Origin of the sequence: Joostella atrarenae (assembly GCF_021764745.1) — a bacterium.
GTDB classification, from domain to species: Bacteria; Bacteroidota; Bacteroidia; order Flavobacteriales; family Flavobacteriaceae; genus Galbibacter; species Galbibacter atrarenae.
The window spans coordinates 214,881-237,715 of record NZ_JAETXX010000002.1 but is presented as its reverse complement, the minus strand read 5'-3'; the positions used below and the strand labels follow the sequence as shown (position 1 = coordinate 237,715).

Below are 22,835 nucleotides of genomic sequence, written 5' to 3'. Positions count from 1 at the left end.
TTAAATTATGATCTCATTTTTAAGCAGTAAACCTAAAGCTATTGATATTATGAAATATATAATCACATTAACTACCTTACTCCTATTATTTTTGTCTTGCTCTTCAACACAAAAAACAAGTTCTTATGATCAAGAGGAAATGGACTTAAACATTTCTGAAGAAGAAAAAAACGCTTTTAATGCAAAAGGCACACAAGACACCGTTAGGATAGCAGATGACAAAACAGAATATGAAATAATAATTATCGATCCAGGATATTATAGTTGGCTAAATAGTATAGCGCATCCTGAAGGATATTACTCTCAAGAATATTTAGAGAATAGAAATAATATCTATGTTATAAACTGGAATCAGCGGGCAATGAATCCTATGTTGTATGACCCAAATTTATATGAAATGCAGATAGATTACAGTCCAAATATAGATTACGGTTATAAAGTTAATTATAAACTTTACAATTACTTCTTATACTTTCAACGCAAATACAATCAACGTTTAGGACCTTTCTACCCTAGATTGAACTAAAATATTTTGGTTAATTCAACTCATACCATTCATCAACAACCAAATTTTCACGTCTCCCTTTATTCTTTGGAGCATAATTAGTTGCTAAATAATCTAAAATAATTTCTTCTTGATCTCCAAGATCCCAAAGATTTTGAGTTTCTTGCATCCAACGTATAGTAGTAAGCCAACCTTCTTTAGTCATATGGTTTTGAGTAACCAATTTTGAAGAATGGCAATTGGTACAATTATTTATCACAGCTTGAAGCCCTTTCCCTTCTACAAATCCAGTTTCCACATGGATTCCATCTTTAATTCCAGTTACTTCTGCTTCTTCAGGAACTTTATCCTTTACAACTTCTGCACTTTGCTCCTCTGCAACTTCAAAAGATTTTTTGAATAATTCAGAATCAGGATTAAATGTCAAATACAATAAAAAACCTCCTAAAATAAATATACAGGCGCAAAATAAAGCTAGGCTCTGAGAAAATACATTTACTGCTTTTAAAAAATGCTCTTTTTTATCCATCTTAGCTTACCTTAATCGCAATTCTATGACATGCATTATTTAAATATCCCTTTGGATTCCACCCTGGAAGCACCATAGGTTGTGCTTTGCCATTACTATCCGTTGCTCTAGCCCACACTTCATAATACCCAACTTCAGGAAAGTCTGTAGAGCCAGAAAAATGTTGCCAAGCTAATTTATTCTTTGGAGCCTCCAACTTACATTCATGCCATGTAGCTCCAAAATCTATAGAGTATTCCATCTTCTTAACTTCCAAATCTCCTGCCCAAGCATGCCCATTAAAAGAAAGCTTTTCTCCTAACTTAAGAGTTGCACCGGTCTTAGGATAGGTAATTAGAGATTTTACAGGCATAGATTCAATAATACACATATCTTCATCTTTTACCTTTTCTCCAGGAGCAACAGGTTTACATGGTACACGATAGGCTTGGCCTGTCATTTTTGGACCATCATGGACTATATTACGAATACTAATTGTTTGAAGCCATTTTCCAGATACCGATGCTGGCCATCCACCAGCAATCAAACGCAATGGATATCCGTGAGCAATTGGTATGTCTTCGCCATTCATTTTAAAAGCTATAAGCGTTTCATCTTGAAGTGCTTTATCCATTGGACACCCACGAGAAATAGGCTCTTTATCTGGACTTCTACTTAGGTGAATATCTGCTGCATGATATCCAATATACACAGCATCGCTATTTATACCTACGTCCTCTAAAACATCTCTTAAACGTACACCAGTCCATTCTGCACAATGTACAGCTCCAAGTCCCCATTGATTTCCCTTTGCAGGCGGATTAAATTCTTTACGCCCATTACCACCACATTCTAATGTTAGTTGGTATGTATAATGCTTAAACTTACTTTTTAATTCGCTTAAACTATATGTTTTTGATGCTTTAACAGACTCTCCATCAATAGTAAGTGTCCAATTATCTACATCTATATTTTCTGGAAGCAAGCCATTATTACGAATAAACATGGCTTTATTAGGAGTGATTTTATCATTTAATAAATGTGCCTTAGATTCTATATTCCAAGGTTTATCATTTAAAACAATCATATCCTTATCCTTACCAAACTTAGTAAATGGATCTGGATCTTGTAAAATTAATGGCGTATAGTCCTTTGGTAAATACTTTCCGTAAACAATAGAAGTTCCTGCTGCCAAAGTTGCAGAAGCTAGGATTGTTTTATTGATAAAATCTCGTCTTTGCATAGTATTGGATCGTTAAGTAAAACAAATATAAAAATTTTAAAGGTACATTTTATGTTTAACCATTTTAAATACCCTGTCGAGAAAGTAACCCTCAACAATTTACGCAACCTAAAAATTTAATTTATATTTGTAAATAATACGTGCAGATGGAAAAACTAAAAAAACGCTGGGGAATAAATTCGAACTTTCAATTAACTATAATCTTTATTGTGTTTGCGATCACTGGATCTACAGCAGCAAAGATTGCAGGACCTATTACGGAATATATTGGTTTACATCCAGATTCTCTACATCCTGTTTTATATTGGATTGTTAGAATTTTGTTAATCTTCCCTATTTATCAGGTGTTATTGGTTTTCTTTGGCTGGCTATTTGGGCAATTTAAATTTTTCTGGGAATTTGAAAAAAAGATGCTCAACAGAATGGGAATAAAAATTAAGTAGTGTGGTATCCATAAAGAATCTTCTTATTGGCTTCTTTTCATTTTTGCTTATTTCAGCAATACTGATTCCTTCTGCGCTAAAGTTTTCTCATTTTTTTATTGAAGATGGTCATGTTGAATGTAACGAACATTTAAAAACACACTTCCATGAATCCGATTTTGAGTGTCAACTTTTTAAATTTCATCACACATATCAGATAAATTTTACTCCTGAAGAAGTTACATTTAATATTATTACCCTTCCTTCGGTACAAAATTTCAATTACTATAATTTCTTAAGCGAATATCAAGCTTTACACTTCTCGCTTCGGGGTCCTCCTATCGTATAATTTATTTTCAGCTAACTACCTTATTTTCATATGCCATTGCGTTGCTTTTAAGCATACACTAGTACTGGGTAGTAATTACATTCAATTTAAACTTACTTTAAAAAATAGCGAATAGTTTCTTTTTCTGCTGAAGAATATTCAGTAAAAAAAGGAGCTACTATAGAATAAATTATATTTATGAAAAATAGCATCTTGCTTATACTCTTAGTGAGTATAACGTCCATTATAAGCGCACAAAACAGTATCAACGGAACTGTAACCGATACAAATTCAAATGAAGTTATCCCTTTTGCAACTATATATTTCCCTCAATTAGAAAAAGGTACAAGTACAACGGAAAACGGGACTTATCTACTAGAAGATCTTCCGCAAGGAACTTATAAAATAGTGGTCTCTAATGTTGGCTTTAAAACTTTTTCAAAAGACATTTATATCAAAGAAAACACACGCCTTGATATACAAATAACACCTTCTGCAATAGAGATGGAAGAAGTTATCGTTTCTACTCCATTCCATAAGTTGCAAAGTGAGAATGTAATGAAAGTAGAACGTCAAAGCATCGAAGAATTAAAAACGAAAGGTGCAATGACGCTCTCCGATGGAATCACAGAAATAAGTGGAGTGGAAAGTGTTAGTACTGGTGTTGGAATTGGAAAACCTGTAATCCGTGGACTAAGTTCAAATAGGGTTTTGGTTTACACACAAGGAGTTCGATTAGAAAACCAGCAGTTTGGTGGTGAACACGGTCTTGGTGTTAACGATGCTGGTATAGAAAGTGTAGAGGTTATAAAAGGCCCTGCTTCCTTACTCTATGGTTCTGATGCCCTTGGAGGTGTTTTATATTTAAATCCTGAGAAATTTGCGGCACAAAATAGTACTGAAGGCGATGTAAATATGAATTACTTTACAAACACCGAAGGGTTTACTGCTAATGGTGGTTTTAAAACTTCAGGTGATAAAGTTAAATTTTTAGTGCGCGGTGCCTATGGTTCTCATGCAGATTATGAAGATGGAAATGGTACTTATACTACCAACTCCAGATTTAATGAATACGACTTAAAATCTGGTTTTGGATACCAAGACACTAATTTCAAAACAGAATTACGATATAATTTTAATAGGTCAAACTTAGGAATTCCAGAAGAAATTGGAGAACAAAATAGAGATCGTGACCCTTTACTTCCGTACCAAGAAATTGATAATTATATTATAAGCTCTAAAAACACTCTCTTTTTTGATAAAAGTAGCCTTGATATTACTTTGGGGTATGTTGCCAACAACCGTAAAGAGTTTGAAGACGAACATCACCACGGAGAAGAAGAAGATCATGATGATCACGAAGAGCATGAAGATGAAGATCATCATGACGATGAAGAGCACGAACATGATGAACATGAGCATGGTGAAGAAGCTGCATTAAATATGAAACTCCATACATTGAGTTATAACATCCAATACCATATGCCAAAATTAGGTGGATTCGAAACAATTTTTGGAGTTCAAGGAATGCATCAAACCAATGAAAACTCGGGGGAAGAAGTGCTGATTCCAGATGCTACAACTGTAGATTTTGGTGCTATGGTTACAACTCATTATCATATGGAAAATAGCGATATCCAATTCGGTTTACGATATGACACTAGAGATATTGAAGCTAAAGAAACAGGCGAACCAAATAGCGAATCTTATATAGCAGCTTTAGATAGAAATTTTAATAGTTTCAATGTTTCTGCAGGATACAGAGCTACAATTGCTAAGAGAATTATAGCACGTATAAATCTTGCAACAGGATTTAGAGCTCCTAATTTAGCAGAACTTACATCTAATGGCGGGCATAGTGGCGCTAACAGATATGAAATAGGAAATGAAAACCTAGAAAATGAACAAAATTTTCAAACTGATCTTTCTTTAGAATATGGAAATGAACATATTGAATTCTTTGTAAATGGTTTTTATAATAGCGTTAGCGATTATATTTATTTGCAACCTACAGGCGATTTTATTGATGAAGACCCAGTATATCAATACGTTCAAGACGATAGTAATTTATATGGTGGTGAAGTTGGTTTTCATTTACATCCACATCCATTAGATTGGTTACATTTTGAAGGTAGTTTTGAAACGGTTACTGGTAAATTAGATGACTCAGATCTATATCTTCCACTTATTCCTGCAAACAAACTTTCAAATACTTTTAGAGTAGAATTTGAAGGAGAGCACGTATCGAAAAAGTATGCTTTTGTTACACTTCAGAATATATTTGATAAAAATAATGTAGGTGATTTTGAAACACGCACAGGTGGCTATTCTTTAGTAAACTTAGGTCTTGGAGCTACTATTAATGCTGGTAACCAACCATTTGATATTAAACTATCTGCTAACAATGTGTTTGATAAAGAGTATGTTTCTCATTTATCAAGATTGAAAACGGATGGAATTTATAACATCGGAAGAAACATAAATATTGGGGTTTCCGTTCCTTTTTAATTAGTTCCAATAATTATATAAAACCAAAAACCCTCGAGAATTCTTCTCGAGGGTTTTTTATGTATTACTATTTTATTAGCCTTTTAAAATCTTAAATAATATGTTCAGCCTATGAAATCGTAATTGTTTCAGAAGCTTTTTCTTTCTTTATAACATACGTATAAATCCATGTCAAGGTAAATGTGGGAATAATATCCATTCCTGGAATCAACTCTTCGATAAAAGAGATTGCACCAGCTCCTTGCCCTATTCTTCCTTTGTACATGCGCGTCATTAACCAGCCAGAAATTGGTGCCCAGATGATATCAGAAAACTCTCCAATTCCCGGAATAGCATAAGAGACCATTCCTAAGGCATCAAAAAGCAACCCTAAAAATAGTTTCTTGTATTTACTATCATTTGTTTGAATCATAAAGTAGTTTTTAATAACTATAAAACAAGAAGGATGCCAAAATATTATCCTAAATCAGAACTAATTAACTTTAGGAATTCATTTCTAGTCTCTATTTTTTCAAACTGACCTCTAAAACCAGAAGTTGTTGTAACAGAGTTTTGCTTTTGAACACCTCGCATCATCATACACATATGTGAAGCTTCTATAACAACGGCCACACCTTGAGGCTTTAAAGTGTTATTAATACACTCCAAAATATTGTGCGTAAGTCGCTCTTGCACTTGCAGTCTTCTAGCAAATACATCTACTACACGTGGTAATTTACTCAATCCTACAATATGTCCGTTTGGAATATATGCAATATGTGCCTTCCCGAAAAAAGGTAACATATGGTGCTCACATAACGAGTATAATTCTATATTTTTAACGATTACCATTTCACTGTAATTCTCTTTAAACATAGCTCCCTTTAATATTTCTGCAGCATCTTGCTGATAACCTTGTGTTAAAAACTGCATAGCTTTTGCAGCTCGCTCTGGAGTTTTCACAAGACCTTCCCTAGCAGCATCTTCTCCAACTTCGTTAATTATATTACTATATTGGTTTCGAATCTTATCGGTTACTTTTATATTATATTCTTCAAAATTATGGTAACTCATTCTGTCTATAAATTTGATTTCAATTCAAAAATATACTTAAAATTTATCATTCTCTTCGCTATTAACAGAAAAAATAAGTACATAGAGCAGAATTTATACCTCAAAAATAGAATTAGCATATGCTTTTGTTTTAATTGCTGAATAAGTAACTTAGCACTTTACAATCTTTTATGATAAAAGCTACAAACATTCGCAAAACATTCGGTTCTCTTGAAGTATTAAAAGGAGTTGATGTTGAAATAAATAAAGGGGAAGTTATCTCTATTGTTGGTGCTTCTGGTGCAGGGAAAACTACCTTACTACAGATTTTAGGAACCCTAGATAAGCCTGATAAAAATAAAGAGCTAAAACTTCATATTAATGATACAGAAGTTAGCAAACTAAATGATAAAGATTTAGCGAAATTTAGAAATGAACATATCGGGTTTATCTTTCAGTTTCATCAGTTGTTACCAGAATTTACAGCATTAGAGAACGTTTGTATTCCAGCTTTTATAAAAAAAACACCTAAAGCTGCTGCAGAAAAGAGAGCTAAAGAGTTGTTGGATTTCTTAGGGTTATCCCATAGAATAGATCATAAACCCAATGAATTATCTGGAGGAGAACAACAGCGAGTAGCAGTCGCTAGAGCTTTAATAAACAACCCTTCAATTGTTTTTGCTGATGAGCCTAGTGGGAATTTAGACTCAGAAAGTGCCGACCGACTTCATAATCTATTCTTTGAGCTCCGTGAACAATTTGGCCAAACATTTGTTATTGTTACCCATAACGAAGAGTTAGCAGATATGGCAGATAGAAAACTCACAATGGTCGATGGGGATATTGTTAGTTAACAATAATGATAAAGCTTTAGATCCCCGCTAAATTATTTTGAAATACAATAGTTAAAAAATAAAATCCCTTTGAAGCAATCAGAATTAAAAGAATTTCTAGATGAAAAAGTCGAGTTTTATAACAATCCCGATTTTATAGATAGCGATCCTATTCAGATTCCTCATTTATTTCAGCAAAAAGAAGACATAGAAATTTCAGGTTTTCTCGCAGCTACTATTGCTTGGGGAAATCGTAAAAGCATTATTAAAAATGCTAACTCAATGATGGATTTAATGGGAAATAGCCCTTATGATTTTGTCATGAATCATTCCGAGAAAGACTTAGAACCACTCCTCAGCTTTGTTCATAGAACTTTCAATGGACACGACTTCATTCAGTTTATAAAAAGTTTACAGCATATCTATAAAAACTATGGCGGCATGGAAATTCTCTTTCAAGAGAATGCAAGTAAAACTTCCATACAACCAGCAATCACTGCATTTAAAAGTACCTTTTTTGAAATTGAGCACCTCACAAGAACACAAAAGCATGTATCTAATCCTTTGAAAGGGTCTTCTGCTAAACGTATAAATATGTTCTTGCGCTGGATGGTACGTAACGACGACTGTGGTGTAGATTTTGGAATTTGGAAGACTATTTCTCCTTCCCTACTTTCTTGTCCGTTAGATGTACATTCTGGAAATGTAGCTAGAAAATTGAACCTCCTTAAAAGAAAGCAAAATGACGCAAAAGCATTGGCAGAATTAGATACTAGTTTACGGAAATTAGACGCCAGTGATCCTGTTAAATACGACTTTGCCCTATTTGGATTAGGAGTTTTCGAGAAGTTTTAGTTAAACTACTACAATCCGTTAAAAAAACTATTTTTTTGTCTTATTTTAGTGCCTTTTAAAATTAAAAACCTTACCTAAATGTTTAAAAAGTTACTCTCACTATTATTTATCCTTACTATTACAATTCTACAAGCCCAAGATCGAAAGATTCCTGTAGATAGTATTATTACTTCCTCACACCAAGTTACTATAAAAGGAAAGAAGGTTTCCTATAATACCAATACGGGAACACTTCCTGTTTGGGATAAGAAAGGAAATATTATCGCTACTCTTTTTCATACGTACTATTACCGTACTGACGTTGATAAAAATACAGAACGTCCATTGGTTATTTCTTTTAATGGTGGCCCTGGTTCTGCTTCTGTTTGGATGCATTTAGCGTATACCGGACCTAAAATATTAAACATCGATGATGAAGGATACCCTGTGCAACCATACGGCGTAAAAGACAATCCTAATTCTATTCTCGATGTTGCAGATATCGTTTATGTAAATCCTGTAAATACTGGTTATTCTAGAATGGTGGCTGATAAAGAAGGTAAATTACCAGAAAGAAAAAATTTCTTCGGAATTAATGCTGACATAAAATATTTAGCAGAATGGATTACCACTTTCGTTACAAGAAATAACCGTTGGAAATCTCCAAAATATATCATTGGAGAAAGTTATGGAGGTACACGTGTTGCCGGTTTATCTTTAGCCCTTCAGAATAAAGAATGGATGTATTTAAATGGAGTGATTATGGTTTCTCCAGCAGATTATAAAGTAATTCGTGTGGGTGGACCTGTTTCATCTGCACTTAATTTACCTTATTATGCAGCTGCAGCATGGCATCAAAAAGCTTTAGACTCAGATTTACAGCAAAAAGACCTTTTGGAAGTCCTTCCTGAGGTAGAAAACTATACGATAAACACATTAATTCCTGCGCTAGCAAAAGGTGGGAGCATTTCCAATACTGAAAAGGAAGCAGTAGCTACAAAAATGGCTAAGTATTCTGGACTTTCAAAAGAATCTATTCTAGATCATAATTTAGATGTTCCTACCTCCTTTTATTGGAAAGAGTTATTAAGAGATGAAGGATATACTGTAGGAAGATTAGACTCTCGTTACCTAGGAATTGATAAAATGGCTGCAGGAGATAGTCCAGACTATAATGCTGAACTTACTTCTTGGTTACACTCTTTTACACCAGCTATTAATTACTATTTACAAGAAGAATTGAAGTTTAAAACTGATATTCCATACCAAATGTTTGGAGATGTGCATCCTTGGGATAATGAAAGAGATAATACGCGTGATAATTTAAGACAAGCAATGGCACAAAATCCTTATTTAAATGTATTATATCAAGCTGGTTATTATGACGGTGCATGTACTTACTTTAATACTAAGTACAGCATGTGGCAAATGGATCCTTCTGGAAGAATGAAAGATAGAATCCAGTTTAAAGGGTATAGAAGCGGACACATGATGTATTTAAGAAATGAAGATTTAAAAACGTCTAACGACGACATAAGAAACTTTATTCTTTCAACTTCAAATCAAGGAAAGCCTGCTAAATACTAAAACTATTCATTGCTGATATTAATTTTCGGTAATACCAATTAGAACATATAGCCGCTAATACATTTTATTTTATGTATTAGCGGCTTATTTTTTATAACTCTTAATTAATTTATACCTAAAATACTTCTTTAATCGTATATTTGAAATTATATAATTAACTATCAGGAATGCAGTTTAAACATCCGGAAATTCTTTGGGCTCTTTTTCTACTTATCATTCCTATTATCATTCATTTATTCCATTTACGTAAGTTTCAAGAAGTCCCTTTTACTAACGTAGAATTTCTAAAGCAGATTAATTTAAAGACACGTAAGAGCTCACAACTTAAAAAATGGCTCGTTTTATTAGCACGTTTATTGGCATTTGCTTCTATTATTATTGCTTTTGCGCAGCCCTATTTCGCAAATAGAAATATCGAAATCACTAAGGAAGAAACTACTATTTACTTAGATAATTCTTTTAGCATGCAGCTCCAAGGTAGCGAAGGTGAGCTTCTTCCAAGAGCAGTAAATCAATTAATTGAAAATATTCCTGAAAACGAAGTATTCTCTTTATTTACCAATACTAAAAGCTATAAAAACATAAAGATTTCTGATATTAAAAATGAGCTGCTATCGACTCCATACACCGCTGAACAGCTCGATTTCAATGAGATCTTACTAAAAGGGAATAGTCTTTTTTCTGATAAAAATGCAATCCATAATTTTATTATCGTTTCAGATTTCCAACAACGTAAGTCTGTAACATTCCCAGAAGAAAATACAACTCCTTATCTGGTAAAGCTCTCTCCTGCCACAAAAAACAACATCGCTATAGACAGCGTTTTTATCAGTGAAAAAGATCTTTCAAATTACAATCTTGAAGTCCGAGTTTCTAATAATTACGAGCTCAGTAATATTCCAATTGCTCTTCATAACGACACTCAATTAATTGCAAAAACGGCTGCCACTTTTGAAGGTAACCAAGGGAAAGCTAGCTTCTCCATTCCAAAAGAAACTATAAAAGGCACTATTTCTCTTGATGATAATGGATTGCAATATGACAATACTCTATTTTTTTCAATCAATAAAGAAGATAAAATCAATGTACTTTCTATAAATGAATCAGATGATAATTTCTTAAGGAAAATCTATACTGAAGATGAGTTTAACTATACTTCTACAAACAGCAAAGCAACCGATTTTAATAGTATTCAGCAGCAAAACATCATTATTTTAAATGAAGTAAACACGATTTCGAATGCTTTAAAAACTGCTTTAATTGATGCTTCCAAAAGAGGAATTAGCATTGTTATTATTCCCGGAAATGATGTTTCAATACCTAGTTACAATCAATTTTTAGGGAGTTTCAACAATACTTCTTTGGTAAGTTTTGATAAAGAAGATGCAAACCAGATTACAGATATTTCCTTTGACCATCCGCTATTTGCAAATGTTTTTGAAGAGCGAGTTAACAATTTTCAATATCCAACAACAAAGGCTTCTTATAGTTTATCGGGAAATTTTACGAGCGTAATAAAGTATGCTAATAATACTTCATTTCTAGCGGAAACAAATAACATATATCTTTTTAATGCGCCGCTAAACAAGGAAAATAGTAATTTTCAGAGTTCTCCACTTATTGTTCCTGCATTTTACAATATGGCAAAGCATAGTCTTGCGCTACCTAACCTCTATTTTACGATAGGAACTAGCAATACTTTCGACATCAAAGCACAATTGGAAAATGATGAAATTGTTACAATTGCAAACAAAAATGAATCTTTTATCCCTCTTCAGCAGACATATAATAATCGGGTAAGTATTACTACCAAAGAGTTGCCGACTAATGCTGGGATTTATAATATTACAAAAGGAAATCTACCTTTAATCGATGTTAGTTTTAATTATAATAGAAGTGAAAGTCTCTTAAACTATCTTGATATAAGCACGATTGTAAATAATAATAACTTTAGCAGTGTTGCTGATGCATTTAAAAATGTAAAAAGTAAAAACAATGTCGATGAGCTTTGGAAATGGTTTGTTATTTTTGCACTAATATTTTTATGTATCGAAATGCTCATCTTAAAATATTTTAAATGAATATCCTTTTAAAATCAGCTAAAATAATAGCTCCAAACAGCGAATTTCATCAGCAAACAAAAGACATTTTTATTGAAAATGGAATCATTTCAAAAATCGAAGATTCTATAACTTCTTCGGAAGATACGAAGGTTATCGATTTAAAAAATCTCCATGTTTCTGAAGGTTGGTTTGATAGCAGTGTTAGTATTGGAGAGCCAGGTTATGAAGAGCGAGAAACCATAGAAAATGGTTTAAAAACTGCTGCATTGAGTGGTTTTACAGGAATTGCAGTAAATCCAAACGCAAACCCAATTGCAGATACCAATGCTGATATTGGATTTTTAAAGGCCAAAGCGCTTGGAAAAGCTACTGCCCTATACCCTATCGGCGCTTTAACTATAAAAAGTGAAAGTGTAGATCTTGCTGAGCTTTTCGATATGAAGAATGCAGGAGCTGTAGCTTTTGGAGATTATCAGCAACCAATTTCAAATCCTAATCTTTTAAAAATAGCATTGCAATATGCTCAGAATTTTGATGGATTGGTACTTTCTTTTCCTCAGGAAAATAAAATCGCAGGGAAAGGTATTGTAAATGAAGAAGCTAACGGTACAAAACTCGGATTAAAAGGAATTCCTGCACTTGCTGAGGAGCTACAAATAGCGAGAGATTTGTTTATTTTAGAATATACAGGTGGTAAAATTCATATCCCAACAATTTCTACTGAAAAATCTGTTTCACTTATAAAAGAAGCAAAAGATAAGGGGCTAGATGTAAGTTGCAGCGTTGCCATACACAATCTTATTCTTACGGATGATGCTTTAGAGGAATTCGATACTAATTATAAGTTATTACCGCCTCTACGTACTAAAAAAGATACGGAAGCTTTAATTAAAGGATTAAAGGATGGAACTATAGATTTTGTTACTAGTGACCATAATCCGTTAGATGTTGAGCAAAAAAATGTAGAATTCGACCATGCCATGTACGGAAGTATTGGATTAGAAAGTGCCTTTGGAGCACTTCATAAAATATTAGATCTAGAAAAAACTGTTGAAGTTCTTACCAATGGAAAATCTAGATTCGGAATCCCTACAGAAACCATAAAAGTAGGCAGCAATGCCAATTTAAGCCTTTTTAATCCAGAAGAAGCATATGTTTTTAGCACTAAAAACATTATTTCATCAACTAAAAACAGCGCTTTTTTAGGGGAAGAATTAAAAGGTAAATCCTATGGAATTATTGCAAACGGACAGGTAGAAATACTTTAATAATACACACAAAAAAGATGGAAATTAAACCAAAAAGAGAAGGGAAAACAACAGCTATTATTGGTTATTTAATGCTTGTAGGATCGCTTATTGCTATTATGATGAATTTAGAAAAGCAGAATCCATTTGCTCGTTTTCATATCCGTCAGGGGTTTGGATTAAGCCTTATGTTTATTGTTATCGCAATTTTTATAGGGAATTTTGATTCTTGGATGATTTCTTTTGCTTTCTATATTTTTATTTCTATCCTTTGGACGTACGCATTTGTTACTATGCTTCAAGAAAAATATATCGAAGTGCCATTAGTTGGAAAATATTTTCAGAAATGGTTTACATTCATTAAACAATAAAATCACATAGACTTGCAAACACAAACGCTTTCACTACATCATATTATAAGAGCTGCTAAAGAACAAAAAGACAACACTCCTGTGTTATTCATGTTACATGGATATGGAAGTAATGAGGAAGATTTATTTTCTTTTGCTTCAGAATTACCAGAAGATATTTGCGTTATTTCTGTTAGGGCTCCACAAGATTTAATACCATACGGTCACGCTTGGTATGCTATTCATTTTGATGCTGAAGATGGAAAATGGAGCGATGATGAACAAGCTATTGAATCGAGAGAATTGATTGTTAACTTTATTGAAGAGTCTTGTAAAGCGTATCATTTAGATGCTAATAATGTTACTTTATTAGGTTTTAGTCAAGGTTCTATTTTAAGTTATGCTGTAGCTCTTTCTTATCCTGAAAAAGTTAAAAACGTAATCGCTTTAAGTGGTTATTTAAATGAAAAGATCCTTAAAGAGGGATATCAAAATAACGATTTCTCGAATTTAAGTTTTTATTGCTCCCACGGAAGTGTAGATCAAGTAATTCCAGTAGATTGGGCTCGAAAAACAGCTCCAGCATTGAAGTCGCTTAACATAAATCATGTTTATGAGGAATTTCCTGTAGGACACGGTGTAGCGCCACAGAATTTCTATTCATTACAAAGATGGCTTAAAGAAAGAGTTTAATACTATTGAAAAAGAGTTGCCGCGTTCTGTAAGGGTTTACAGTTGATGATAATGGAATATATCTAAACTAATAATCACTTTCAAATTTTGCACCTCTAACCTATAAAACATGCTTAAAAAAGTCCATCATATTGCTATTATCTCTTCGGATTATGAGCTTTCGAAACATTTTTATACTGCGATATTAGGCTTAGAAATTATTCAGGAAGTATACCGAAAAGAGCGTAATTCTTATAAACTAGATTTGGCATTAAATGGAGAATATATCATAGAGCTATTTTCCTTTCCTACACCTCCAGAAAGAGTTTCTCGTCCAGAAGCTACAGGTTTACGCCATTTAGCCTTTCAGGTAGATGATATTGAAGTTGCAATAGATAAACTTTCTTCTTTTGATATTGCCACAGAGCCTATTCGGATTGATGATACTACCAAAAAGCGATTTACATTTTTTGCTGATCCAGATAATCTCCCAATAGAACTATACGAAGCTTAGTTTTTAGAACTTTTTATGCCTATATAAAAAAATATCTTCGTCAAAAATTAAAAACCTAGATCTAAGAAAAATTCTATTTAATAAAACGTTCCAACACGTGCAAAAACATAGTTAAAGAAATAAAAACAATCGGCGGCAACCAACATTTATTTCTATATTTGACGTAACACCTAAAACTTAAAGTATGCAAAGAATATTATCCTCTCTTTTTATTGGATTAGTATTTACTTTTTCTATCTATGCGCAGAAGCCTAAAACATACCCTTCCGCAGATATTTATCAAGCAGTACAAAAGCTGAACTTCCTAGGTACAGCACTCTATATCGCTGCGCATCCCGATGATGAAAACACTAGACTTATTTCTTATTTGTCGAATGAAGTGAAAGCAAGAACTGCCTATTTATCGCTTACCAGAGGTGATGGCGGACAGAATTTAATTGGCTCTGAATTAAGAGAGCTTCTTGGAGTACTTAGAACACAAGAGTTGCTTGCTGCAAGAAATATTGATGGCGGAAAACAATTCTTTTCTAGAGCTAATGATTTTGGATACTCAAAACACCCTGATGAAACGCTAGAAATTTGGAATAAAGAAGAAGTATTAGCAGATGTTGTTTGGGTGATTAGAAACTTTAAACCAGATGTAATTATCAATCGTTTTGACCACAGAAGTCCAGGTACTACTCATGGTCATCATACATCTTCTGCGATGCTTAGTGTAGAAGCTTTTGATCTTGCAGCGGATAAAAATAGCTATCCGAAGCAATTAGAATATACACAACCTTGGCAACCAGAGCGTATGTTTTTTAATACCTCATGGTGGTTCTACGGAAGTCTAGATAAATTTGAATCAGCAGATAAATCAAAGATGATGAGCTTTGATATTGGTACCTACTACCCTGCTCTTGGGATGAGTAATAATGAAATTGCTTCTATTGCTAGAAGTCAGCATTTAAGTCAAGGGTTTGGAGGCATTTCTTCTCGTGGTTCCGAAAAAGAATATATAGAATTATTAAAAGGGAGTTTCCCAAGAGATAATACTAATAATATTTTTGATGGGATCAATACCACTTGGGGACGTGTAGAAGGTGGAGAAGAAATTGCTGAAATTTTATTAGATATCGAAGCTAATTTCAATTTTAAAGACCCTTCGCAACATATTCCTCAATTAGTAAAGGCATATACTTTAATTTCCGATTTAAAAGATGATTATTGGCGTGAAGTAAAATCAGAAGAAATAAAGAAAATTATAGAAGCTTGTAGCGGACTCTTTATTGAGGCTACTGCTGAAAATGCTTCTGCTGTTCCTGGAGAGAAAATCAGTGTAAAAAGTGCTGTTTTAAACAGGTCAGATGTAAATATGTCGCTTAAAAACATTACCATCACACCTACAAATGAAGTTGCTAGCGTAAACAAACAACTCGAAAATAACGAGTTTATAAATACCACAGCTACAATTAAGGTTCCTGAAAATAGTGATTATACAGCTCCATATTGGTTAAAAGAGCAAGGCACATTAGGAATGTACAAGGCACCACAAGAATTAAGGGGGAAACCAGAAACACCAAGACTCGTAAAGGCAACTTTTAATATTACTGTGGAAGGAGTCACCATTCCTTTTGAAAAAAATATAGTTTATAAATTTTCAAGACCTGATAAAGGGGAAATTTATCAACCATTCGAAATCCTCCCTAAAGTAGGTGTTTCTGTAGCTAATAAAGTCATCATTTTTTCAGATGAAAGAACAAAGGAAATTCCTGTTACCATAAAATCTGGAACGGACAATGTTACTGGAAAAATTCATTTAAAATATAACAGCGGATGGAAAGTGAGTCCGCAGCAAGTTGATTTTTCAATTGCTAAAAAAGGAGATACAAAGACAGTAATTTTTACCGTAACTCCTCCTTCAGAAGAAAATCAAGAAAACATAACTCCAATTGTAACAGTTGATGGAAAAGAATACGATCAAGAATTGGTAACCATAGCGTACGATCATATTCCTACACAATCGGTATTACTGCCTGCTAATTTTAAGGTGGTACGTTTAAACATCAAGAAAACAGGAGAAAATATAGCCTATGTTGCAGGTGCTGGAGATGATGTTCCTACAAGTTTACGTCAGATAGGCTATAAAGTAACGGTTATTCAACCAGAAAATATAAATACTGCTTATCTAAAGAATTTCGATGCTGTAGTTATGGGAATTAGAGCCTATAACATCCACGAATCATTAAAATTTAAACAACATATATTATTAGATTACGTTAAAAATGGCGGTAACCTAATTGTACAGTACAATACTGCTGGTAGAAGCGGTATTGGGATCGATAATTTAGCTCCTTATAAGCTAGAATTATCTAGAGACCGTGTAACCGATGAAAATGCAGAAGTAACGCTAAATGCTCCTAATAATCCGCTATTAAATACTCCAAATAAAATTTCGCAAAGTGATTTTAAAGGTTGGGTACAAGAGCGAGGATTATATTTTCCAAATACATGGGGAGATGAGTTTACGTCGGTGCTTTCTATGCATGATAAAGGAGAATCTAAAAAAGATGGAAGCTTACTAATAGCACCTTATGGAAAAGGTTATTATATTTACTCTGGTTTAAGTTTTTTTAGAGAACTTCCAGCGGGAGTTCCTGGAGCTTATAAAATATTTGCGAATATGCTTTCTGTAGGAAAGAAAGAGAATACCAATACTAACATTAAAGGATAATCATGCTGAGTAAATTTGTGTGGAAAAGAGAGTATTCTATTGTACTAATTATGAATGCTATTTACATTTTTGTTTTTTATCTAATTATGATTTCAAACAAATAGTTCTATGGAGGTAATCGATTGGATTATATTAGTTGGAACGTTATTATTTATTGTAGCCTATGGTTATTGGAAAACTAGAGGAAGTCAAAATGTAAACGACTTTATTCTTGGAGGTCAAGAAGCAAAATGGTACACGGTAGGATTGTCTGTAATGGCAACACAAGCCAGTGCTATTACATTTTTATCTACTCCTGGGCAGGCTTTTCATGATGGTATGGGCTTTGTGCAATTCTATTTTGGATTGCCATTAGCAATGATTATTATTTGTATTGTATTTATCCCTATTTACCACCGATTAAAAGTATATACAGCATACGAATTTCTGGAAAATAGATTCGATGTAAAAACAAGATCGCTAGCTGCAATTCTCTTTTTAATACAACGTGGATTGGCTGCTGGAATTACTATCTACGCCCCTTCTATTATACTTTCTGCTGTTTTAGGATGGGAAACAAAAACCTTGAACATAGTTATCGGAATATTGGTAATTATATACACTGTTTCTGGAGGAACAAAGGCTGTTAGCGTTACCCAAAAGCAGCAAATGTTTGTAATAATGACAGGAATGTTCACTGCTTTTTATTTGGTAATGAGCTACCTCCCAGAAGATATTACTTTCGGAAAAGCTTTAAAAATAGCTGGTGCCAACGATAAATTAAATATTCTAGACTTTTCCTTTAATCCCAAAAGTAGATATACTTTTTGGAGTGGTATTACTGGAGGTCTCTTTTTAGCACTCGCCTATTTTGGTACAGACCAAAGTCAGGTGCAACGTTACCTTTCTGGTAAATCTATCCGTGAGAGTCAGTTAGGGCTTATTTTTAACGGATTATTTAAAGTGCCGATGCAGTTTTTTATTCTGCTTGTAGGAGTTATGGTCTTTGTTTTTTATCAATACAATCACTCGCCGCTAAATTTTAATCCTGCTGCTGTAGAAGCTGTGGAGCAGTCGGAATATGCAGATGAATATAAAGAGTTAGAAAAACAGCATCTGGCTTTAGAAAGAGAAAAGAAGATGGCTCAAGAACGCTATTCTTCGGTATTAGATGTGAAAGATTATAACCTTATTGTTTCTGCAAAAAAGCACATCCAAGAGATTAATAAAAGAGAAGTACAAAGTCGTTTGGAAGCTAAAGAACTGATTCAAAAAGTTGATGACGACTTAGAAACAAATGATAAAGATTACGTTTTTATACATTTTATTCTGAATAAGATTCCAACAGGACTTATGGGATTATTACTCGCAGTGATATTTTCTGCGGCCATGTCTTCGACCGCTTCAGAGCTTAATGCGTTGGGAACTATTACAACTATCGATCTCTTTAAAAGGAATAATAAGCGAGAGCATAACGAAAGGTATTACCTAAATGCAACACGTTGGTTTACGTTAGCGTGGGGAATTATTGCCATTCTCTTTGCCAATTTTGCCTCTTTATTAGACAATCTTATTCAGCTTGTAAATATTATCGGTTCTATTTTCTACGGAAATGTATTAGGTATTTTCCTAATCGCTTTCTTTATTAAATTTATCCGAGGGAATGCTGTTTTTATAAGCGCAATAATCACACAAATAGCAATTGTACTAATCTATTACTTTGCCATTCACCAATACGATGCTGGAGATGAAAAACTAGGCTATCTTTGGCTTAATTTTATCGGGTGTGCAATGGTAATTATTATTGCTATTATTCTAGAATTACTAAATAGAACGACGAATGCAATCACAAAATAAAAAAATAAAATGGGGGATTCTTGCTCCTGGACATATCGCTACTAAGTTTGTAAAAGATTTACTCACTTTAAAAGATGCAGAGTTATATGCAATTGCATCGCGTTCTTTGGAGAAAGCAACAGATTTTAAAGATAAATATGGAGCTGCTGTTGCCTATGGTAATTATATGGAATTGATGACAGACCCTAATGTAGATGCCATTTATATCGCTACTCCGCATACATTCCATAAAACGTATGCTATAGATTGTATGCTAAATAAAAAAGCGGTGCTTTGCGAAAAACCACTCGCCTTAAATAGTGCAGATGTTGATGTAATGTTACAAATTGCGAAAAAGGAAGATGTGCTTCTTATGGAGGCTTTGTGGACATATTTTTTACCGCATTATACACTTGTGTTAGATTTTATTAAAAAGGGAAGCTACGGAAAGGTAATTAGCCTTGATGCCGACTTCGGGTTTCATCCAACTTTTAATGCCACCTCTCGCCTATTTGATAAGCAATTGGGAGGCGGTAGTTTATTAGACATTGGAATATACCCTATTTTTGCGGCACTTTCAATATTGGGAGTTCCAGAAGAGATTCAAGCAAATGCTACTTTCTTCGAAACTGGAGCCGATTCTTCTTGCCATATGGTTTTCTCTTATGAAAACGGTGTAAAAGCAAATCTACGTTCTACACTTTTAGAAGAAACGCCAACAGAAGCTATTATTAAATGCGAAAAAGGAACTATAAAACTCCACACTAAATTCCATAAACCTACAAAAGTTACTTTTACAGATGCTGAAGGCAAAGAAACTACAAAAGATTTCGATGTTACTACGGAAGGGTATAATTATGAAGCAGCACATTTTAATGAGTTACTAAGAAACGGAGAAACTGAAAGTCCTATTATGACACATAAGTTCAGTCACCAACTGATGGAGACCATGGATAAAGTAAAAGAGATTATTGGACTGAATTATTACGAGTAATATTTGATGTTTTAAATGGAAATAATTATTGCTTCAAGTGATGATAATAAGGAACTTACGGAGTTAACTATTCAATCAAAATCTTATTGGGGTTATTCTCATGCACAAATAGAATCATGGAAAGATGAGTTAACCATTACTTCCGATTATCTCAAAAAGAATAGTGTATATAAACTTATAAAGAAAGGGACTATTCTTGGTTTTTATGCTTATTTAATTAGAGATAACAACAACATAGAATTAGATTATTTCTTTATTTCTGAAAGTTGTATCGGTAAAGGATATGGGCATTTACTTATGAATCATTTTCTAGAAAGAGTGAAATCATTAAACTACTCCCGTGTGTTTTTAACAGCAGATCCAAATGCCGAGCCTTTCTATATAAAATCTGGATTTAAAACCACTAAATACATTGAAAGTAAGATTAATGAAAGACTCCTCCCCTATATGGAATTGAGGTTTGAAGATACTGTTTGCTAATTTGTGAATTCTCGAATTTACCATGCTAAAGAACTACCAGAGTCTATATTCAAACAATTAAATACAACCTTGATAGTAAACCCTATTTAATCCTTCTAATTTTTGGTGGGTTTTGTCTGGTATCATTTAGGATTAAATTCACTTCATTTTGTAAATCTATCCAATCCTTGGACTCTTTAGTTATCATTAAATAACGAATATTTTTTACTTATCTTCATAAAGTTTAATTGCTTCTAAAAATTTCACTCCTCCAGCCTCTGTTTGGTCATCGATAAAGCCTTTTAATTCAGGATGGTTTTCAGTAATCCATTCTAGAAGTTCACTTCTATTTTCTCCCCAAGTTTCATTGTCAAAGTTTAAGTACTCTGTTTCTACCAATACTATTTTCCCGCTTTGAAACCTCAAAATTTCATTTGTTAAAAAAGGTTTTTGCATTAAAAAGTTAATTCTTATGTCTGCTTTTGAAACTCTAGCTTTTACATTTCCATTTTCCAAATTCATTTCAAGCACTTCATAAGATGGTTCGAAAACTGAATCCCATTTTAGCCAATTATTAACATAATCATTTTTAGAATACTTTATTTCATATTCGTACTTAGGAATAGCTGTTGTTATACTATCTGATAATAAATCTTCCATTTTAGAACTACTCGACTCGTCAAGCGCAATGAAATATCTTTTAGCAATCTCTAGTTTATCAATAGTCTTTTCAGAATTATTACAGCTTATGAGTGCAAAAAAAATTATGAGTAAAACAATTAGACTTCAATTCATTTTAATATGGTTGATTAAAAAATACAACAACTCAAAAACAAACGCACTCACGCTTATTTCTCCTTCAAATATAACAATTCAATTAAGAAACTATTTACGAGGATCCATAATCAGAAAAAAGAATAAAGAGTAAAGATTAAAGAAATGCCTTCTGCAAATTTGCAGATTCGCGACTTTGCAGTTTTACAACTTTACAATGCTAAATATTAACTTTGAAAAACTGAGCTAGTGCTTTTAATAGGATACATTGTTGTGCATTGTTTTTTCATATAATTCCTCATAAATCGGATCCTCAATTACTTTTTGTATTTTTTCGTTAAGGCTTTTGCTTTCATTTAATTTCCTTTTTATTTGAGGCAAAGTTGTTCCTTTATTTTTGATAACATCGTAGACAAAATCAATTACGATTCCACCAACAACACTTAAAAGACTTCTTTCCTTTTTTTGCTTAGTAATATAATATTCAATTTCTGTTGTATTTATAGTTGGATATTCCTCAATCCTTTTTTTTATGAATGTAGATTTCCTTTCAATTCCCAAGTCTGTTAGCATTTTTAGATTACGATTATGAATATTTATAAATTCATTCGCGGAATTAACCGTGTCCACTCGTTCTGGAAAATACGCTATCATTTTGAGCGACTTCTGTAAAATTTTTAAATCAGATTCTTTCATTCAGTTTATTTTGTCAAATAATGCACAACCTCTAGATAAACGCACTCGCGTCCATTTCTCTTTCAAATATAGCAATTCAATTAAGAAATTATTTACCGAAATCCGTACTCAGAAAAAAGAGAAGAGATTAAAGAAATGCTTTCTGCAAATTTACAGATTAGCGAATTTGCAGTTTTACAACTTTACAATGCTAAATATTAACTTTGAAAAACTGGACTAGTACTTTTCATAGGATACATTGTTGTAAAGCGTTTTTATTAATACAGTTTGTCTAAAATTTCGGTGCTCAATTCAAAATCCTGTTTTCTCTCAATAAAAATTGCCGCTGGTCCTAATGGATTCCCAATTGCTAGAATTCCATAACTTGAATTGAATAGGATAGGCGACATACCATCAATTTCAGGTTCAATAAAAGTATAAACGTCAAAATTATCCATTGAGATTCTTTGATTTATAAATCGATTAAGTTCCTTTTTTTTATAACCAGTATGATGAATCAATAATTGATTTTTATACTTTTTAAATTCTAAACTAAAATTTTTAGAAGAATCAGTGTAACTCACATAATCATACTTGATCATTGAGTCAGATGAGACCTTAATCAGTTTATATTCAGTTCTAATTTTCAAAGAATCATTTGAAAATCCACAAAGGAACCTGGTTTGTGTTATTACCCCTTTCTGTTTGTTAGCATTTGAGCAGCTAACACAAATCATAAAAAATAATATTATTTGG

The 22,835-nt window shown here is 33.0% G+C and carries 22 protein-coding genes; 15 read left to right on the top strand and 7 right to left on the bottom strand.

Annotation, left to right across the window (positions count from 1 at the left end; translation table 11 throughout):
- Window positions 1-49 precede the first annotated feature (49 nt).
- Window positions 50-526 carry a DUF6146 family protein gene (locus tag JM658_RS05660; protein WP_236958273.1) on the top strand — a complete coding sequence of 159 codons (477 nt, stop codon included), beginning with the start codon at window positions 50-52 and terminating at the stop codon, window positions 524-526.
- A gap of 10 nt (window positions 527-536) precedes the next feature.
- Here JM658_RS05660 and JM658_RS05655 read toward each other — a convergent pair whose 3' ends face one another.
- Window positions 537-1,034: a monoheme cytochrome C gene (locus tag JM658_RS05655; protein WP_236958272.1), complete on the bottom strand. Its 498-nt coding sequence runs from the start codon at window positions 1,032-1,034 to the stop codon at window positions 537-539.
- Window position 1,035: 1 nt separating this feature from the next.
- Window positions 1,036-2,256: a sulfite oxidase gene (locus JM658_RS05650; RefSeq protein ID WP_236958271.1), complete on the bottom strand. Its 1,221-nt coding sequence runs from the start codon at window positions 2,254-2,256 to the stop codon at window positions 1,036-1,038.
- 146 nt (window positions 2,257-2,402) lie between these two features.
- Here JM658_RS05650 and JM658_RS05645 point away from each other — a divergent pair, with 146 nt between their 5' ends.
- Both JM658_RS05645 and JM658_RS05640 read left to right on the top strand, forming a co-directional pair.
- A complete protein-coding gene (locus JM658_RS05645; protein ID WP_236958270.1) occupies window positions 2,403-2,699 on the top strand; it encodes a DUF6787 family protein in 297 nt (98 codons plus the stop codon).
- Window positions 2,700-3,204: 505 nt separating this feature from the next.
- Complete coding sequence (locus JM658_RS05640; RefSeq protein WP_236958269.1) at window positions 3,205-5,514, top strand: TonB-dependent receptor; 2,310 nt, start codon at window positions 3,205-3,207, stop codon at window positions 5,512-5,514.
- A gap of 109 nt (window positions 5,515-5,623) precedes the next feature.
- On the opposite strand, the gene JM658_RS05635 is transcribed toward JM658_RS05640, so the two are convergent.
- Together JM658_RS05635 and folE are read right to left on the bottom strand one after the other, a co-directional pair.
- Window positions 5,624-5,926 (bottom strand): hypothetical protein, encoded by a 303-nt coding sequence (locus JM658_RS05635; RefSeq protein WP_236958268.1) that lies wholly within the window; start codon window positions 5,924-5,926, stop codon window positions 5,624-5,626.
- A 44-nt stretch (window positions 5,927-5,970) separates the two neighbouring features.
- On the bottom strand, window positions 5,971-6,567 hold the full coding sequence (gene folE / locus JM658_RS05630; RefSeq protein WP_236958267.1) for a GTP cyclohydrolase I FolE: 597 nt from the start codon (window positions 6,565-6,567) through the stop codon (window positions 5,971-5,973).
- A 170-nt stretch (window positions 6,568-6,737) separates the two neighbouring features.
- On the opposite strand from folE, the gene JM658_RS05625 reads away from it, so the two are divergent.
- From JM658_RS05625 to JM658_RS05570, 12 genes are all read left to right on the top strand, one after another.
- Complete coding sequence (locus JM658_RS05625) at window positions 6,738-7,400, top strand: ABC transporter ATP-binding protein (protein ID WP_236958266.1); 663 nt, start codon at window positions 6,738-6,740, stop codon at window positions 7,398-7,400.
- A 69-nt stretch (window positions 7,401-7,469) separates the two neighbouring features.
- Complete coding sequence (locus tag JM658_RS05620; protein ID WP_236958265.1) at window positions 7,470-8,234, top strand: TIGR02757 family protein; 765 nt, start codon at window positions 7,470-7,472, stop codon at window positions 8,232-8,234.
- A 78-nt stretch (window positions 8,235-8,312) separates the two neighbouring features.
- The gene (locus JM658_RS05615; protein WP_236958264.1) at window positions 8,313-9,800 is read left to right on the top strand and encodes a S10 family peptidase; all 1,488 of its coding nucleotides are present in this window, start codon (window positions 8,313-8,315) and stop codon (window positions 9,798-9,800) included.
- 167 nt (window positions 9,801-9,967) lie between these two features.
- Window positions 9,968-11,881, top strand: a complete 1,914-nt coding sequence (locus JM658_RS05610; protein WP_236958263.1) for a BatA domain-containing protein — start codon at window positions 9,968-9,970, stop codon at window positions 11,879-11,881.
- Window positions 11,878-13,131 carry a dihydroorotase gene (locus JM658_RS05605; RefSeq protein ID WP_236958262.1) on the top strand — a complete coding sequence of 418 codons (1,254 nt, stop codon included), beginning with the start codon at window positions 11,878-11,880 and terminating at the stop codon, window positions 13,129-13,131. Before JM658_RS05610 ends, JM658_RS05605 begins: the two co-directional genes overlap by 4 nt.
- 17 nt (window positions 13,132-13,148) lie before the next feature.
- Window positions 13,149-13,481 carry a hypothetical protein gene (locus tag JM658_RS05600; protein ID WP_236958261.1) on the top strand — a complete coding sequence of 111 codons (333 nt, stop codon included), beginning with the start codon at window positions 13,149-13,151 and terminating at the stop codon, window positions 13,479-13,481.
- A 12-nt stretch (window positions 13,482-13,493) separates the two neighbouring features.
- Entirely contained in the window at window positions 13,494-14,153 is a 660-nt protein-coding gene (locus tag JM658_RS05595) for an alpha/beta hydrolase (RefSeq protein WP_236958260.1), read from the top strand.
- A gap of 109 nt (window positions 14,154-14,262) precedes the next feature.
- Window positions 14,263-14,646, top strand: coding sequence for an SMU1112c/YaeR family gloxylase I-like metalloprotein (gene gloA2 / locus JM658_RS05590; protein ID WP_236958259.1), 384 nt, complete (start codon window positions 14,263-14,265; stop codon window positions 14,644-14,646).
- Between the two features lie 184 nt (window positions 14,647-14,830).
- Window positions 14,831-17,362, top strand: a complete 2,532-nt coding sequence (locus JM658_RS05585; RefSeq protein WP_236958258.1) for a PIG-L family deacetylase — start codon at window positions 14,831-14,833, stop codon at window positions 17,360-17,362.
- Window positions 17,363-17,470: 108 nt separating this feature from the next.
- Window positions 17,471-19,198: a sodium:solute symporter gene (locus JM658_RS05580; protein ID WP_236958257.1), complete on the top strand. Its 1,728-nt coding sequence runs from the start codon at window positions 17,471-17,473 to the stop codon at window positions 19,196-19,198.
- A complete protein-coding gene (locus tag JM658_RS05575; RefSeq protein WP_236958256.1) occupies window positions 19,182-20,171 on the top strand; it encodes a Gfo/Idh/MocA family protein in 990 nt (329 codons plus the stop codon). The genes JM658_RS05580 and JM658_RS05575 overlap by 17 nt, the downstream gene beginning before the upstream one ends.
- Window positions 20,172-20,186: 15 nt before the next feature.
- Entirely contained in the window at window positions 20,187-20,651 is a 465-nt protein-coding gene (locus JM658_RS05570; protein WP_236958255.1) for a GNAT family N-acetyltransferase, read from the top strand.
- 204 nt (window positions 20,652-20,855) lie between these two features.
- On the opposite strand, the gene JM658_RS05565 is transcribed toward JM658_RS05570, so the two are convergent.
- The 3 genes from JM658_RS05565 to JM658_RS05555 form a co-directional block, all read right to left on the bottom strand.
- Window positions 20,856-21,290: a hypothetical protein gene (locus JM658_RS05565; RefSeq protein WP_236958254.1), complete on the bottom strand. Its 435-nt coding sequence runs from the start codon at window positions 21,288-21,290 to the stop codon at window positions 20,856-20,858.
- A gap of 369 nt (window positions 21,291-21,659) precedes the next feature.
- Window positions 21,660-22,100 (bottom strand): hypothetical protein, encoded by a 441-nt coding sequence (locus JM658_RS05560; protein ID WP_236958253.1) that lies wholly within the window; start codon window positions 22,098-22,100, stop codon window positions 21,660-21,662.
- A 257-nt stretch (window positions 22,101-22,357) separates the two neighbouring features.
- The gene (locus tag JM658_RS05555; RefSeq protein ID WP_236958252.1) at window positions 22,358-22,537 is read right to left on the bottom strand and encodes a hypothetical protein; all 180 of its coding nucleotides are present in this window, start codon (window positions 22,535-22,537) and stop codon (window positions 22,358-22,360) included.
- Window positions 22,538-22,835 lie beyond the last annotated feature (298 nt).